Below are 17,407 nucleotides of genomic sequence, written 5' to 3'. Positions count from 1 at the left end.
GAAGAAGGCACAAAGCTCACGAAGATTTTTTTGGTTTTCTTGGTGAAAAAGTTCAAATTTTATAAAATGATTATAGAAGAGGAAATATCGAAAATTGTTTTTGAAGCAGCTTTAAAAGTTCATAAAGCTTTAGGACCTGGCTTGTTAGAAAGTGCTTATGAAGAATGTTTGTATTATGAACTGAAAAAGTCAAACTTAAAAATTGAAAAACAAAAAGCCCTTCCATTAATCTATGAAGAAGTAAAAATGGATGTGGGTTATAGAATTGATATACTAATTGAAGATAAGTTTATAGTTGAAATAAAATCTGTGGAAGCATTAAATGATGTACATCTAGCACAATTATTAACTTATTTAAAGCTTTCGGATTGTAAATTAGGATTACTGATAAACTTTAATGTAAAATTATTAAAAAATGGAGTACGAAGAGTTATAAATGGTTCACTTTAAAACTTTGTGGACTTTGCGCCTTCTTCGTGTCCTTCGTGGTTAAAATAACTGATGATGAAAAATTTAATTTATGTATTTCTACTAATTTTCAATATTTCACTAGCACAAAACGCTTTTGAAAAAGGAAATCAATTTTATCAAAAAGAAAAATACCAAGAAGCAATCGACAACTATGAAAGCGTCTTGCAATCTGGTAAAGAATCTGCTGAATTGTATTTTAACTTGGCAAATTGCTATTATAAACTCAACAGAGTTGCTCCAGCAATTTACAATTATGAAAAAGCATTAGTATTAAATCCAAATGATTCTGAAATTCAAAACAACTTAAAATTTGCTCAAAAACTCACCATTGATGAAGTAAAAGAAACACCTAAAGTAGGTTTTGAAAAACTGCTTTTTAACCTAACCGATACTTTTCATTACGATGGTTGGGCAAAAGTTTCTATTTTCTTAGCATTCTTGTTTTTAGCTTTTTTTGCAGGTTATTATTTTTCGAGTTTAACTTTATACAAACGTATTTTCTTTTTTGGAATGTTTGCTATTGGATTTTTAATTTTGCTAAGTATAATATCTTCTATTTATCAAAAAAAATATACTGAAAGCGAAAAGCCTGCCATTGTTTTTGCAGAATTCACCGAACTAAAGAGCGAACCAAGAAACTCTGCAACAGCCGTTGTTACTATACACGAAGGAACAAAAGTCTATGTTTTAGAAAGCATCGCTAACTGGAAAAAAGTACAGCTATCTGACGAAACTACAGGTTGGATTGAAGATGGAGCGATTAAAGAAATTAAGTAGTTTCCAATCTCATTCTTAGGGTAACTGCTAACTGAAAACCGCGACTGATAACTAAATTTTCTCTTTCAAGTCTTTAAACCAATCGGTTAAAACGGGTAACATAAATTCAGACGTTTTCAAAATAGGGTTGAAAAACAAGGATTTCTCTTGGGTTTCTTTAGACACTAATGCATCATTAATATTGACTTTTTGAAACAAACTCAAAACGATTCCTAGTAATAATGTTGTTTTTAGAATCGCAAAAAAAGCACCACCGAGTTTATTCAACCAACCTAAAAAAACAAAATTAGCTATACCAGAAAAAACTTTAGCTAATAAGTGAATCCCAATTATAACACCAATTAAAGTAATTACAAAAGCTGACACTTTAGCTGATTTGCTTTCACCAATAAAAGCACCAACCACATGAGAGAATTTCACAGCAATATAAATTCCGACAAAAAACGAAATAAGAGAAGCTAATTCTACAAAAAGTCCATTTTTTAATCCTTTATATGCACTATAACCAAGTAATCCTGCTAAAACGATATCAATAAAATCCATAAATACTTTTTTAAGCAACAAATATAGCTGAAATTCCAAAAGTCAAATTCCAAATTCCAAAATTTCAGTATTGATAAACTATATTTGCAAAAAAGTTTACGGTCATTTTTCAAAATTTGAAATCAAAAACCGTTACTCTTCAATCTGAAATCACATGTCAAGAGATATACAACTTAAAGAACGCTGGGAAAACCTAGTAGAAATCCTTTCTAATCAATTTTCGCAAGGAGAAGATTTAGATTTGGATGCCATTATATATTTAATTGGTTTACAAGAACTTGGAAAAGTACATAATCAATTCAAAAAAGACGAAAAACTCGACTTAATGCATATTGCCATCTGCCGATTACTAGAACCTTATGGTTATTATGAATTTGACTATGTTGACAAAGAAGGTTGGCCACATTATCGAGTAAAAGAAGAATTACCACCACTAAAAGCTGGCGAACAATCTGTACTAATGAAAGAAGCCATCGTGAATTACTTTCTCGAAAAAGAACTTATTGATTAATATTTATTTTGTACAGACAAGTCGCGACTTGTCCCTATCAAAAAAATCACTAAATTTGCACCTTCAAAGAACGAACGATGATAGATAAGATTAAAGAACATATTGAAGAAGCCAAAGCCTTCAACGAAAAAAACAAAGAAGCATTAGAGCAATTCCGAATTAAATATTTAGGAAGTAAAGGTTTGTTGAAAGAACTTTTTAATGAGTTCAAAAACATTCCAAATGACCAAAAGAAAGACTTCGGGCAAGTGATTAATACACTTAAAGCTGTTGCTGAAGAAAAAGTAAAAACCATTCAAGAAGAGTTAGAAAGCAAAGAAGAAGTTAAAGGTTTTTATGGCGATTTGTCTCGTCCTGGTGAGCCAATTCAAATTGGTTCTCGTCATCCTATTTCGTTAGTAAAAAACCAAATTATTGATATTTTTTCAACCATAGGATTCAATGTTTCCGAAGGTCCGGAAATTGAAGACGATTGGCATAATTTCACTGCATTAAACTTGCCAGAATACCATCCGGCACGTGATATGCAAGATACTTTTTTCATCCAAACCAATCCTGATGTTTTGTTAAGAACACATACCTCATCAGTGCAAGTGCGTTATATGGAAAACAACAAACCGCCAATTCGTACGATTTCTCCGGGAAGAGTTTTTCGTAATGAAGCGGTTTCATCACGTTCTCACTGTATTTTTCACCAAGTAGAAGGTTTGTATATAGATAAAGACGTTTCTTTTGCCGATTTAAAACAAACGCTTCTATATTTCACCAAAGAAATGTTCGGAAAATCTAAAATTCGTTTACGTCCGTCTTATTTCCCGTTTACAGAGCCAAGTGCAGAAGTTGATATTTATTGGGGTTTAAAAACCGAAACGGATTACCGTATTACTAAAGGAACAGGTTGGTTAGAAATTATGGGCTGCGGAATGGTAGATCCAAACGTACTTAAAAATTGCGGAATTAATCCAGATGAATACAACGGATTCGCCTTTGGAATGGGAATTGAACGTATTGCGATGTTGCTTTATCAAATTGGCGATATTAGAATGTTCTATGAAAATGACGTTCGTTTCTTAGAGCAATTCAAGTCAAGCATATAATTTTTTTAACCACAAAGAGCACAAAGTTTTTTCACAAAGCTCACTAAGTTTTGTGTTCTTCTTGCATTCTTTGTGCTCTTCGTGGTTATTATTAATTTTAAAACATGAAATCAGATATTACAATTCCAACTGTAGAAAACGTATTCCTTGCCGCCGTTCAAGAATGGAGCGACGATTTTATGGAAAAAGTTTGGTATGTATATCTAGTAAACGATTCTGATTTCAATTTAGATAGCGTAATGGTGGTTTCTAAAGCCTTTGGAACTATTGACGGCGAAATGAAAAAAACGTCGCTTCTTCGCCACGCATTTATGCAAGTGCCTGCGGTTTCTGTTGTTAAGGTAGAAATGGTAGAAAAAAGCGTTTTACAGCTCAACAACGAATTTATGGTTACTTATTTTATCGGTAACACTTTATACGATAAAAAATTTATTTTCAGAGCACAATCCATCACACCAGATTATGTAGAAGAAGTTCCTATTCTGTTTGTCGATGGTGTGATTGTTAGATAATTACTGATTATTTTCTCTTTTGTTTTTGGAATTCCAATTGAAATATCCTAAGACAAATATTCCAAGAAGTATAAAAGAGACAGCTCTAATGTAAAAATTTTGATCAGAAAATTGTTGGGCAAAAGATTTTTCTTTTAGTTCAAATAACATCATAAAAACGACCATAAACAATCCCCAAACACCACCCATTTTAATTTGATATTTCCATCTTTCACTCATGCTAATCTAATTTTTCGGTTAGTTTTTTGAATGTACTTTTGGCATCTTTCCCTTCATACAAAATTTCATAAACAGCATCAATAATTGGTGTTTTGGCTTTGTATTCTTGATTTAATTTGTAGGCACTTTTTACAGCATAATATCCTTCGGCTACCATACTCATTTCCATCATAGCAGATTTCACTGTATAGCCTTTACCTATCATGTTTCCGAACATTCTATTACGTGAAAAAACCGAATATCCAGTAACTAATAAATCACCCAAATAAGCCGAATTATTGATGTTACGCTTCATTTTATGTACTTTTCTGATGAACTTTTTCATTTCACGAATAGCATTACTCATAATCACCGATTGGAAATTATCTCCATAACCCAAACCATGAGCAATTCCAGCGGCGATTGCATAGATATTTTTGAGCATTGCTGCGTATTCAGTACCAATAATATCGTCAGAAATTTTAGTTTTTATATAATTTCCAGCTAAGACTTTGGCAACTACTTTAGCTTTTTCAGAATCGCCACATGCAATTGTTAAATAAGAAAGTCTCTCTAAAGCAACTTCTTCTGCGTGACATGGACCAGTTATTACGCCAATATTTTCAAATGGAATATTATATTGTTTATTGAAATGTTCGCCGACAATCAAAAACGTTTCAGGCACAATTCCTTTGATTGCAGAGAAGATAACTTTATCTTGTAGGCTTACGGTCAATTTTTCTAATTCTGCGCTTAAAAACGCTGAAGGAATAGCAAAAATGATGTAATCAGCATAAGCAACCGCTTCGTTAATATCAGAAGTTAATTTTAGTTTGTTAGTATCAAACTCTACCGAACTCAAATAATTAGGATTGTGTTTTTGGGATTTTATGTGGTCAATTGCCGATTGATTTCGCATGTACCAAGCAATTTCGTCAAGATTAACACACAGCATTTTTGCTATTGCTGTAGCCCAACTTCCACCACCGATTACCGCAAATTTTGGATATTTATTCAATTTTGTCATTCCGTAGGAATCATTTATTATTAAATTTTACTCTTATCAAAAATAGTTAAAATATTAGAAATACACTCAGAAAACGGGCAGTATTTAACTTTAACTTAATTTTATGATATTCAATACAATACACAAAAAAGAGATGCGTTATAAATAAATATAAAATTGTTACAAATTAGTTAAGTTTTGTTTTGAGGTTTGGGGAAAGACGTTCATGATACATTTCATGAGCGTCTTTTGTTTTTGAAACAATTAAAAAAAGCCGATAACTTTCGCTATCGGCTTTGATTTATATAATTGAAAAAATTAGTTTTTAATCAATTTTTCAGTATAGTTTAATTTTTGTCCATTAACATTAAGAATATAAACACCAGATTGTAAATTACTTAAATCTATTGATTTAATATCGTCAGCATTAACATCCTTTTTGCTAAAAACTTCTTTTCCGTTTATATCCACAACTTTAACATTCACTCTTGAAGAAATGTCTTTGATTTGGATAGAATATAAACCATTAGAAGGATTAGGAGAAACAACCACTGCATTAGTATTTTCAAAATTAATAGTTGAAAGAGATGGAGCAGTAAATGCACCTGAGAAAATTCCTCTACCATAAGTTGCTGCAAAAACTACATTGTCATTTCTTAAATCTAAATCGGTTACTTTTACGTTACTCATTCCATTGTATGATTGTAACCAAATTGGAGAAGCTGTGTTAAAAGTATTTGTGTACCAAACACCTAGTTCAGTTCCAATGATAACTTCGTCAACATTTAAAGGATTTCTTAAAACTGCTTTTACAGGAATATCAGGGAAATTACCTTCTTTATTTTGCCAAGTTACACCACCATCAGCAGTATACCATAAACTAACTACATTGTAATTATGGAAAGTTACAAAAATTTCGTTTTCAGAATTCCCGTACTCAACATCAGAAACACTGCCAACAAAGCCGGGTCCAGCAATATTTGACCATACAATTGCTGCACCTGCAGTAGTTGTACCGTTATCTGCATTTTCTACTTTTAAAAGTCTTCCATTTCTGGTACCTATTAGCAATGTAGAAGTAGATGTTGAAGAAATATATGGGCTAACGGTTAATGCCGTTGCTGCACTATTCATAATTGGGTTTGATAATAATGCTTTTTGAATTGCGCCTGATTTAACATTTTTATATCTTCTAATTCTATAATTTGGATTTGTAAAATATTCTGAATATAAAATATCTTTACTAGAATCTAAGGTCATCGGATTGATAAATGAACCATTTCCTGGCACAGCAGATTCTGTATTAATAGATCTTGTTTGACCACTTACATAATTATATAATCTAATAGTGTTGTTATAAACATAATTAGTGATTCTATATTGATCTATACCATCTTGATCAAACATTGAATAAGCGCCATCACCTCCTTGAACTTCTACAGAAGCATTTTGACCTGGTGTAGCATTTAAAAACATTTGAGAGCCATTATCTTGAGCACCCGCTACAAAATTATCTCCAGGCAAACCATTGGTGGTTGGAGCAACTCCTAAACTATAAAACTGTGTAACATTAAAACCGTTATTTCTAACAGAAATAGTGTTTCCTCCATCATTACTATAAAATACTCCTCCGTCATTACCAAAAACCATTTTACTTGCATTGTTAGACGCAAAAGAAGCTGCATGTTGGTCGGCGTGAACTTCTTGAAGAACATTTCCTGTCCAATCAGATTTTCTTACCCAAGATGTTCCTCCATCTGTTGAATTAAAAATATTGATTCCACCAACAAACAATTTTTGATCATTTGTAGGGTCAACTTCTAATACTAAATCATAACCAGCTTGTCCTCTTGTAAAATCATTTGCAGGAATTCCGCTATCAGGATCATCTGGTAATGCCAAAGATGTTGGAGCGGTTGCAAAACCATCTATTGTACTTATTATAGAAACTGTTTCTGTAGTTGGAGTTGGAATACTTACTTCTGCTAAAGCATAAACTTTATCGGGAACAGTTGAAGATACAGCTATTTGTGTTCTTTTAGCATCTTGTATTTGGTGTTTTTGAGTGAAAGTGTTTCCATCTGTCGAAGAGAAAATCTTTCCACCTCCATCACCCCAAACCGCACTATTGGTTGTTGCTAACCATATTTTGTTGTCTGCACCAAATTCAATATCATTTGGGCAATGTTTTTTACCATTTGCCGTTAGTGGAAGTACTACTTCAGACCAAGTTGTACCATTATCAACAGATTTATACAAACCATAGGTAGTTCCGCCAAGATATGTAGTTGAACCTGATGCGCTATAGAAACTATCTCCAGCAGCAACATATATCTCAGATGTTCCAGCGTTATTTCTAATTTTTATTGCGTTTACATGTTGAATCCCAGGTAGCATATAACCTGTGAAATTTCCGTTTGAAGGATTTAAAGAAACATTTACTGCTCCTGATAATAATGCGTTCTGTAACATATTGCCATCCACTTGTGTAATCATTACAGACGGAATAGTAATAGTTGTATCTGTTCCACCCATCGAGAAAGGTGCGTCTGTATTATTATTCATAATAATTACAGCAATAGCACCAGCTAATTGTGCATTTTTAACTTTAACTGTAAAATTACATGTGCCTCTTCTAACAAGAGCAATCTTACCAGCCAATGCACCTGAATTAACAAAAGCACTACATCCTTCTGTATTGAAAGTTGTTCCATCATCTGCAAGTACTATATCACCCGTAATTGGAGAACTTATTGCAGGAGCAGAATCAAAACCTTCACTAGATTCAACCATTATATAACTTCCAGCAATAGTTGATGGAGAATTTACTGTAAGATTTGAGGCATTATCAAAGTAAATTGGAGCCGAAATTCCACCAAAAATATTTGACCATGTTGCGCCACCATCAGTTGATTTCCATACTCCATCTCCATTAACATCGCCACTAACATACGATTCACCTGTTCCTACATAAAAAACATTTGAATTATTCGGATCAACAGTAATACATGACACTGCTAAATTTTCAGGAATGCCTACTCTTACCCAAACTGAACTTGGATTAGAAATGTTGGTGTTTTTCCATAAACCACCACTTACACCACCAGCAAAAACAGTTTCATTTGTTGCATCATTTGGATCAAACATAACAGCTCTTGTTCTTCCGCCCACGTTAGTTGGCCCTCTTTCTATCCAGTTATTGTCAACTCCATCACCAGGTGTTCTACCACCTAATTCTTCTCTATCTTTTAGAAGTTTTTTTCTAAGTTCAACAAGGTTTTGTGTATCAGGTTTCCCAGTTTCAGGATTCATGGTTAGTTCCCATTCTGTTTCGAAATATTTGTTAGGTGGTATTCCCATTGCTCTTCTTTCCTTTTTTGATAACTGTAAAGTTTTCTTAAAAGGGCTTTTCTCAAGGTTTTCAGAATGACACTCTCTTAGTTCAAGTGTTTTTGCATCAGGTTTTTGAGCAATAACTTTGTTTGTGCTTTCTTTTTTTAATTTAGATTTTGTTTGTTTGTTTTGAGCATACGTTGACACAAACAACAAAAACGAGCAGATTAGTAATAATTTATTTTTCATAGAAAGTTAGTTGGTTTATTGTTGTAAAAATAAGTATTTTAATGTAATATGTAGTAAAAATAGAAAAATGTTACAAAAAAAGCCGATAACTTTCGCTATCGGCTTTGATTTATATAATTGAAAAAATTAGTTTTTAATTAATTTTTCTGTATAATTTAAATTATTAGCATTCACTTTCAAGATATATACTCCTGATTGGAATTGGCTTAAATTGATAGTTGCTTCGTTATTAAAGTCAGCATCTGTTTGACTCAATACTACTCTTCCATTAATATCAACAACTTGCATGGTTACTTTACCTGAGAACTTATTAATTCTTACATTAAAGACACCATTTGAAGGATTTGGAGAAACATTAATCATTCCTTCATTATTGAAATAATCAACAGCTAATGTACAATTTGGTCCTGCAGGGAAAGCTGTGAAATCTTCAACTTGGTCACCAGAATTATTTGCATCTCCTGAAGAAGCATTAAGTCCTAAACCTCTTCTTCTGAATACTTCCGCAATCATACAATAGTCTTGTCCTCCTGTAGTTGCTTGATCAGCAGCAAAAAGATTATCTCTTCCACTTACCATTGAAGCAGTATTACATGCTTGTAACTTAAGAGCATCTAATGCTAATTTCATTACTTTGTTATTACCGCCAGTTCCTGTGTAAATATTTGGATCATAACCATATTTATCAATGTATGCCCATGTTAAATCCCACATTACTGTAGCCCAAGTTTCACCTATTGTATATCTATAACCTGAATTGGAATTATCAGGATTGTTAGAACTATTTAAAGTTCTTGGATTAACATTCATATCAGTTGTGTATGGAAATTCTCTTAATCCAGGACCAGTAGTATTTGCTTGATTCATAACATAAGTTCCAATATAAACATTATCTGTAGCAGTTGCTCCAGGTTTAATTTGCATCATCATACTAAACCAGTCAGACCATCCTTCTCCCATTTGTTCAAGATTAGTCATACAAGAAGAGTTTGTTGGTCCACCAATCAACTTATTAGAAATTCCATGTCCATATTCGTGAGCAACAACACCATTATCATAACTTCCATCAGAAAATAAATAAGAATTGCCTGGATCTTGTACAGTAACATTTACAGTACCCAATGCCAATTGAGCAATTAATTCATCCCCTAAATCTTTAGTAATAGAAATAGCAGGTATAGTAATATCGTTAAGACCCGTTGATGTCATACCAATAACGAAAGGCAATCCTGCACCAAGTGATTCATAGTGACTTTGCGAAAGGCTATCTGCTATAATAACAGCCACTGCACCTGCATTTTGAGCATTTTTTACTTTATCTTTAAAGAAACACCCTCCTCTTTTAATTAATACTATCTTGCCATCTAATTCAAAAGAATTAGTAGCTGCTTGACACGCACTGTTTGGGTTTTGACCTACATTTACGGGTACATTTGTATATAAAGCCAAATCAGATGTAATTCCTGCTGGAGCTATTGGAACAGGAATATGATCTGTTCCTTCAAAAGAATTATCTTTAGCTGGTTTTGGCCCTGCAATAGACGAAGGAGAATTAACATTTAAATAATTTACCAAAGGAGCACCATCATCCCACATAAACATTTGCATTCTAGGTCTAACTCCATCGTTTGGTGTAGAAAAGTTTGCATTGTTTCTGTTTTGAAGATTTGTAGCAGTAAATGGTGGCAAAGTTTCAGCATTTGCTATTCCGTCTTGTCCGTCAGCTAATACGTAATCTCCAGTTGCTGAAGTAGCTCCACCACGTCCTAGATTATTTTGTTGAAAATTACCCGCAACTTCTGTAAAACCATATTGGTACCAAACATCATGCATGATATTATTCATGTAAAATAAATTGGTTAGAGATGATGACAAATAAGTTGATGGTATTGAAGAAGTTGCACCTGGAGCAAAATCAAAATTTAATGATGCTCCTCCTTCTGCTCTCGTTCCATTTCCATTATTAGCATCAATATCATCTTGAGCTAAAACGTTGTTACCTCTACTGTAAGTAAATTTTAAAGAAGCATTTGTGCCTCCGATAGTATTAGCATCGTGCCATCCGTTTGGAGAAGCTAGTGCATCCCCTTCTGTTGTAATTAGATCAAAAGGACTGTGATTTGGACTTGTATAGTTAAATGGGATTACTCTATAGGTTCCAGCTGGAGCTACCACTAAGGAATTTGAAGATTTTAAAGCTTTGTTTTCAAAACTAAAGTTTTTTTCTGCTTTATGAGTATCATGATTGTGATATCTATGATTTGCACCAAAAGCACAAGAAATAACTAAATCTTTTTTCTCAAGTATAGAACCGTTTAAAGCATCAATTCTCAAATCCCACAGATTTTTACCATCGGGTGTGTAGAACTGATAATACCAAGCTAATTTTAAACTATTGTTTGGCATAGTTTGGTAAACCAATTTAGCTGTAATTAAGTCTTCATTAAGACCATCTGTAAGCATAAATGATTTGCTATTCTTTGTTTCTGCGATAGTAAATGTTGGTGTTTGAGTAATTCCTAATTTAGCATAAGCAGCAGAAATTCCTTGTAAAACAGACAATGTAGGAGTTGTAGTGTTAACTCTTGCCGCTACATTATTTTGAAAATTATTAACAACATTGATTACTTGGTCGTTTTTTACCCAAGCAACAGATTGTGCATTAAAAACAGGAATTCCTTGATGTTTTTGAGTAAAGTGAATACTTGTAATACCCGTTCCAGCACCTGGAACTTCGCTCTCGATTTGCCAATCTGAAGCGTCTTGTTTTGTAATCCCAAATCGTGCTACATTAGCATCAAGATAGGACTGGATTTTTTGTTGTGTAGTTTGCGAAACAGCAACTAAACTGAACAAAAATGTAGTTAATAGTGTAATTTTTTTCATCTTATATAATTTTTTTGGAAAACAAACTTAATTTAATTTTACTACATTTCAAAAAAAAGCCTTAAATATTAACAATTACAAGCAATTAAGCTGTAACTATTTGATTATATAAAACAGCTTTTCCATCGGTTAACATAGAAATAAAATGGCAAATATGAATCAATCTTTCGTATAAAGTTTCTTTTTCTAAATGATGTTTTTCGGGTAGAATTTTTAACAATAGTTTATCGTAATTAGTTGCTTTTCCTTCATAATTGTTATTGTAAGCCGTTATGAATTTATCCAATAAATTATTAATTATTTGATAACCTGATAACTCTTTTTCAATAACTTCTCGACTTTGGTAAATATTTTTTACGCTTAACTTTATAATATCATCAATTTGAGCTTTGTATTTGCTTTTGTCGGTTAGAGCATAAGGAAATTCGCCTTTAAGAATGGCTTCTTCGTTTTCTACAAACACTCTTACAGCATCGTTTATCAAATTTCCTATGGCTAATGCACGCAAATAACTTATTCTATCTTCTTTGGTTGTAAGTGTTTGATATTTTGTTGTATCAATTGTATCTTTTACTAATTTTATTAAATACTCCAAAGCATAATCTTCGGAAACTAATCCAAGGTTTATTCCATCTTCAAAATCGATTATGGTGTAGCAAATATCATCGGCTGCTTCTACCAAATAGGCTAACGGATGACGTTCAAAACCAATATCATTTCCTGATTTATTTGGAATCAAACCTAATTCGTCTGCCACTTCTTTGAAAAAATCTTTATCTGATTGAAAGAAGCCGTATTTTTTGTCTGCAATATTAGAAGTTGGTTTCTTTGGTAAACTTTCTTTTGGATATTTCATAAATGCACCCAAAACGGCATAAGTCAATCGAATGCTACCTTCAATTCCAGGTCGAGAACTTGTAAGCACTGAAAATCCGTTGGCGTTTCCTTCAAAATCTATTAAATCTTGCCACTGTTTATTGGTTAATTGGTCTTTGTATTTTTGTCCTTTTCCGATAGAAAAATATTCTCCAATTGCTTTTTCACCCGAATGCCCAAATGGTGGATTACCTATATCGTGAGCTAACGAAGCTGCTGCTACAATGGCTCCAAAATCATTCGCTTGATAACCATGAATTTCTTTAAGATGTGGATATTTTTCAATGATTTTTTTACCTACTAATCTTCCTATTGAACGTCCAACAACTGAAACTTCTAAACTATGTGTCAATCTTGTATGAACAAAATCGGTTTTTGACATTGGAATTACTTGCGTTTTATCTTGCAGACTTCTAAAAGCTGCCGAAAAGATAATTCGGTCATAATCAACCTCAAAGCCTAATCTTGTATCGTCTTGTTCTATTCGCAAGCGTTTGCCTTTGTCGCCTTGACGTTTTAGTGATAAAAGTTGTTCCCACTTCATGATTAACTTAGGATTTAGGATTTTGATATTTAGGATTTAAATTATATTTTTTTTCATGCAAATACTATTTTCAACGCCTATGTATTGCCCGAAGTTTTCGGTGACTTTATAACCAACTTTTTTATACAAATGAATGGCGTCTTTTTGCATAAATCCTGTTTCAAGAATAGAAACTATATATTTTTCTTCTTTTGCCCAATTTTCTAATTCTGATAAAATTGTTTTAGCAACTCCTTTTCCGCGATATTCTGGCAAAGTAAACATTCTTTTGATTTCGACGGTTTCTGAATCATATTCCTTGTAGGCGCCAATACCAATTGCTATCTCATTTTCATAGCAAATTAAAGCATTCTTCAATAAACTAGATTTATTAAATTGTGCATAAAACGCATGATCATCGCCATCTAAAACTCGCAAATAAGCATCTAATTGAACGACTAATTTTTCAAAATCTTTGTTGTCAGAAGTTGTGCGTTTTAACGAAATCATTTGATTTACTTTTTATCATTTGCCAAAAAGAAATTTCTCGATTTCTTTGGATATTGGTTGTAACTTCTATCGCTAGGATTAGCTATTACGGTTTTGATATTGATTTTATCGCCTAACTTAAAACTTGCCTCTGTGTATTGATAATCCAACAAATATTCTCCGCAAAAATAATTTCCGTCTTTGTCTTTTTCTATTATTCCTGTGTAAACTCCTTTTTCTGTTGCCATTGCTTTTTTATTTGATTTTCAAAGATAATTAAAAAATAAAACAGCCGTCAATTAGACAGCTGTTTATATTTATAATCTAATATCTATATTTATTATTAAGAACCACACATTTCGCAATCATCTGGTCCAGCATTTCTTGCTCTTTCTACCATTGCAGCAAAATCTTCTGCTGTCATTTCACCCGTTTCATTTGGAGCGGCAACTTCTAGTGCAACGGCTTCTTTTTCGGCTAGTGGTTCTGCTTTTTTATCATTGTTTAATGTAAACTTGATAGCATCAACCGCTGCTTTTGTTCTTAGGTAATACATACCTGTTTTCAAGCCGCTTTTCCATGCGTAAAAGTGCATTGATGTCAATTTTGCATAATTAGCATCTTGCATAAACAAGTTCAACGATTGCGATTGGTCAATAAAGTAACCTCTATGACGCGACATGTCTATAATATCTTTCATCGACATTTCCCATACGGTTTTGTACAATTCTTTCAAGTCTTGTGGAATATCTAAATCTTGAACAGAACCGTTGTTTCGCATTAATTCTTGTTTCAATGTTTCGTTCCATAATCCTCTTTCTACTAAATCGTTTAGTAAATGTTTGTTTACCACGATAAATTCGCCAGAAAGTACACGACGTGTATAAATATTAGAAGTGTAAGGTTCAAAAGCTTCGTTATTTCCAAGAATTTGCGATGTTGAAGCCGTTGGCATTGGCGCCATTAACAGTGAGTTTCTAACACCGTTTTCCATTACTTCTTTTCTCAAACTTGCCCAATCCCATCTTCCTGATAAGTCAGCATCTTTTAATCCCCAAAGGTTGTATTGGAATTCACCTTGCGAAATTGGTGAACCTTCAAAAGTTGAGTATGGACCTTCTTCTTTTGCCATTTCCATAGAAGCAGTTACAGCTGCAAAGTAGATAGTTTCAAAAATATCTTGGTTCATTTGCTTAGCTTCGTCACTTGTAAATGGTAAACGTAGCATAATGAAAGCATCTGCCAAACCTTGAACTCCTAATCCAACTGGACGATGACGCATATTTGAGTTTTCGGCTTCTTTTACTGGATAGTAATTTCGGTCGATAACTTTGTTTAAGTTTCTAGTTACACGTTTTGTTACATCATATAACAATTGGTGATTGAATTTTCCGTTTTCAACAAACATTGGCAACGAAATTGAAGCTAGGTTACAAACTGCAATTTCATCTTCAGAAGTGTACTCCATAATTTCGGTACACAAGTTTGACGAACGAATTGTTCCAAGATTTTTTTGATTCGATTTTCTGTTTGCTGCATCCTTGTACAACATATAAGGTGTTCCAGTTTCGATTTGTGATTCTAGGATTTTTTCCCAAAGTTCACGCGCTTTAACTGTTTTTCTTCCTTTTCCTGCTGCTTCATACGAAGTATATAATGCTTCAAATTCATCGCCATAAACATCACATAATTTTGGACATTCGTTTGGACACATCAATGTCCAATGAGCATCTTCTTCTACACGTTTCATGAACAAATCAGATGTCCACATAGCGAAGAATAAATCTCTAGCACGCATTTCTTCTTTTCCGGTATTCTTTTTCAAATCAAGGAATTCAAAAATATCAGCGTGCCAAGTTTCTAGGTAAATCGCAAAACTTCCTTTTCTTTTTCCACCACCTTGATCTACATAACGAGCCGTATCATTGAATACTCTCAACATCGGAACAATTCCGTTTGAAGTTCCGTTAGTACCGCGAATGTATGAACCTGTTGCACGAACATTATGAATAGACAATCCGATTCCACCAGCCGATTGCGAAATTTTGGCCGTTTGTTTTAACGTGTCATAAATTCCATCGATACTGTCGTCTTTCATCGTTAATAAGAAACAAGAAGACATTTGTGGTTTTGGCGTTCCTGCATTGAATAATGTTGGCGTTGCGTGGGTAAAGAACTTTTTCGACATTAAGTCGTAAGTTTCAATAACCGATTTTAAATCGTTTAGGTGAATTCCAACCGAAACACGCATCAACATGTGTTGTGGTCTTTCTACGATTTTTCCATTGATTTTCAGTAAATACGAACGTTCTAATGTTTTGAAACCGAAATAATCGTAGTTGAAATCGCGGTTGTATATAATGTGTGAATCTAAAAATTCAGCATTTTCTTGAATTACTTTGTGAACTTCTTCAGAAAGTAATGGTGCTTCTTGGTTGGTTCTTGGATTTACATAATGAAACATATCGTTCATTGTTTCCGAGAATGATTTTTTAGTATTTTTATGTAGATTTGAGATAGCAATTCGAGCTGCTAATTGAGCATAATCTGGATGTGCAATGGTCATAGAAGCTGCTGTTTCGGCAGCTAGATTATCTAGTTCGGATGTGGTTACACCGTCATATAATCCTTCAATAACACGCATGGCAACTTTTACTGCATCAACTAAATCGTTTAAACCATAGCATAGTTTTTTAATTCTATCTGTGATTTTGTCGAACATTACCGGCTCTTTGTGGCCGTCTCTTTTTACTACGTACATAAGTTTTTGTTTTTGTGAAATAGAAAATCCCTTCGCTATTTCGGGTTATTTGTAATCTTTTTTATCAACCCTTTCTGGGTCAAATGGAAATCTTAGAAATCTGCGTCGAAACTAATTTTACTTGCTTCAGAATCGGTGTTCATTACACCTGCTTTTTGGTATTCGGCAACTCGTTTTTCAAAGAAATTGGTTTTTCCTTGAAGGGAAATCATATCCATAAAATCAAAAGGATTTGACGAATTGTATACTCTGTCGCAACCTAATTCTACCAATAATCTATCAGTAACAAATTCTAAATATTGTGTCATCAAAGTGGCATTCATACCTATTAAACTTACTGGAAGCGATTCGGTAATGAATTTTCTCTCAATGTTTAGTGCGTCTGTTAGAATTTCTGTTATTCTTGCTTTTGGAACTTTATTTACAATATGATTGGTATGTAAATGCACGGCAAAATCGCAATGCATTCCTTCGTCACGCGAAATTAATTCGTTAGAAAAAGTCAATCCTGGCATTAAACCACGTTTTTTCAACCAAAAAATAGAACAAAACGAACCAGAAAAGAAAATTCCTTCTACAGCTGCAAATGCAATTAATCTTTCTGCGAATGAATCAGATTCTATCCATTTCAATGCCCAATCAGCTTTGTCTTTAATAGCTGGAAAAGTTTCTATTGCGTGAAAAAGTTCATGTTTTTCTGCTTCATCTTTTACATAGGTATCAATTAATAAAGAATAGGTTTCGCTATGGATGTTCTCCATCATAATTTGAAAACCATAAAAGAATTTTGCCTCTGGATATTGCACTTCACTTACAAAGTTTTCAGCTAGATTTTCATTTACAATTCCGTCAGATGCCGCGAAAAATGCTAAAATATGCTTGATAAAATATTTTTCATCATCATTCAACTTATTGTTCCAATCGTTTAAATCGGTGTGTAAGTCAATTTCTTCGGCAGTCCAAATGCATGCTTCTTGCTTTTTGTACCATTCCCAAATATCTTGGTGTTTGATTGGGAAGATTACGAAGCGATCTTTGTTTTCTTGTAAAATAGGTTCAACTTGAGACATGATGTAAATTTATTGTAAATTTTAAGTAAAAATTAAGAATTTTTCCGATTACAAAGATTGCAATTAGTTGTGTGAAATGAAAGCCAAACTTATTCACAATCGCAA

At 33.2% G+C, this 17,407-nt stretch carries 15 protein-coding genes; 5 read left to right on the top strand and 10 right to left on the bottom strand.

All coding sequences use genetic code 11. The features are described 5' to 3' along the window. The first annotated feature begins 69 nt into the window (after positions 1-69). A complete protein-coding gene (locus O9267_RS12050; RefSeq protein WP_298179910.1) occupies positions 70-450 on the top strand; it encodes a GxxExxY protein in 381 nt (126 codons plus the stop codon). A 54-nt stretch (positions 451-504) separates the two neighbouring features. After that, positions 505-1,248, top strand: a complete 744-nt coding sequence (locus O9267_RS12045) for a tetratricopeptide repeat protein (RefSeq protein ID WP_298179865.1) — start codon at positions 505-507, stop codon at positions 1,246-1,248. Between the two features lie 51 nt (positions 1,249-1,299). Here O9267_RS12045 and O9267_RS12040 read toward each other — a convergent pair whose 3' ends face one another. Then, entirely contained in the window at positions 1,300-1,791 is a 492-nt protein-coding gene (locus tag O9267_RS12040; protein ID WP_298179863.1) for a CvpA family protein, read from the bottom strand. A 154-nt stretch (positions 1,792-1,945) separates the two neighbouring features. Here O9267_RS12040 and O9267_RS12035 point away from each other — a divergent pair, with 154 nt between their 5' ends. The 3 genes from O9267_RS12035 to O9267_RS12025 all read left to right on the top strand — a co-directional run bounded on the left by O9267_RS12035 (position 1,946) and on the right by O9267_RS12025 (position 3,911). Next, on the top strand, positions 1,946-2,302 hold the full coding sequence (locus O9267_RS12035; protein ID WP_298179860.1) for a hypothetical protein: 357 nt from the start codon (positions 1,946-1,948) through the stop codon (positions 2,300-2,302). 77 nt (positions 2,303-2,379) lie between these two features. Continuing rightward, on the top strand, positions 2,380-3,399 hold the full coding sequence (gene pheS, locus O9267_RS12030; RefSeq protein ID WP_298179858.1) for a phenylalanine--tRNA ligase subunit alpha: 1,020 nt from the start codon (positions 2,380-2,382) through the stop codon (positions 3,397-3,399). 104 nt (positions 3,400-3,503) lie between these two features. Continuing rightward, positions 3,504-3,911, top strand: coding sequence for a hypothetical protein (locus O9267_RS12025; protein ID WP_298179855.1), 408 nt, complete (start codon positions 3,504-3,506; stop codon positions 3,909-3,911). Here the strand turns inward: O9267_RS12025 and O9267_RS12020 are convergent, their stop codons facing one another. The 9 genes from O9267_RS12020 to O9267_RS11980 all read right to left on the bottom strand — a co-directional run bounded on the left by O9267_RS12020 (position 3,912) and on the right by O9267_RS11980 (position 17,302). After that, positions 3,912-4,130 (bottom strand): hypothetical protein, encoded by a 219-nt coding sequence (locus tag O9267_RS12020; RefSeq protein WP_298179852.1) that lies wholly within the window; start codon positions 4,128-4,130, stop codon positions 3,912-3,914. It abuts the gene before it with no gap. A 1-nt stretch (position 4,131) separates the two neighbouring features. Further along, entirely contained in the window at positions 4,132-5,127 is a 996-nt protein-coding gene (locus O9267_RS12015; RefSeq protein ID WP_298179908.1) for an NAD(P)H-dependent glycerol-3-phosphate dehydrogenase, read from the bottom strand. A gap of 306 nt (positions 5,128-5,433) precedes the next feature. Next, entirely contained in the window at positions 5,434-8,697 is a 3,264-nt protein-coding gene (locus tag O9267_RS12010; RefSeq protein ID WP_298179850.1) for a PA domain-containing protein, read from the bottom strand. 126 nt (positions 8,698-8,823) lie between these two features. Next, positions 8,824-11,583 carry a T9SS-dependent M36 family metallopeptidase gene (locus O9267_RS12005; protein WP_298179848.1) on the bottom strand — a complete coding sequence of 920 codons (2,760 nt, stop codon included), beginning with the start codon at positions 11,581-11,583 and terminating at the stop codon, positions 8,824-8,826. Positions 11,584-11,668: 85 nt separating this feature from the next. Beyond that, positions 11,669-13,003, bottom strand: coding sequence for a deoxyguanosinetriphosphate triphosphohydrolase (locus O9267_RS12000; protein WP_298179846.1), 1,335 nt, complete (start codon positions 13,001-13,003; stop codon positions 11,669-11,671). 36 nt (positions 13,004-13,039) lie between these two features. Beyond that, positions 13,040-13,492, bottom strand: coding sequence for a GNAT family N-acetyltransferase (locus O9267_RS11995; protein ID WP_298179844.1), 453 nt, complete (start codon positions 13,490-13,492; stop codon positions 13,040-13,042). 5 nt (positions 13,493-13,497) lie between these two features. After that, entirely contained in the window at positions 13,498-13,719 is a 222-nt protein-coding gene (locus O9267_RS11990) for a hypothetical protein (protein WP_298179841.1), read from the bottom strand. A 95-nt stretch (positions 13,720-13,814) separates the two neighbouring features. Then, the gene (locus O9267_RS11985; protein WP_298179838.1) at positions 13,815-16,232 is read right to left on the bottom strand and encodes a ribonucleoside-diphosphate reductase subunit alpha; all 2,418 of its coding nucleotides are present in this window, start codon (positions 16,230-16,232) and stop codon (positions 13,815-13,817) included. A 92-nt stretch (positions 16,233-16,324) separates the two neighbouring features. Beyond that, complete coding sequence (locus tag O9267_RS11980; protein WP_298179835.1) at positions 16,325-17,302, bottom strand: ribonucleotide-diphosphate reductase subunit beta; 978 nt, start codon at positions 17,300-17,302, stop codon at positions 16,325-16,327. Positions 17,303-17,407 lie beyond the last annotated feature (105 nt).

This window comes from Flavobacterium sp., assembly GCF_027531705.1.
Classification (GTDB): Bacteria; Bacteroidota; Bacteroidia; order Flavobacteriales; family Flavobacteriaceae; genus Flavobacterium.
This window is presented reverse-complemented; position numbering and strand designations above follow the sequence as displayed.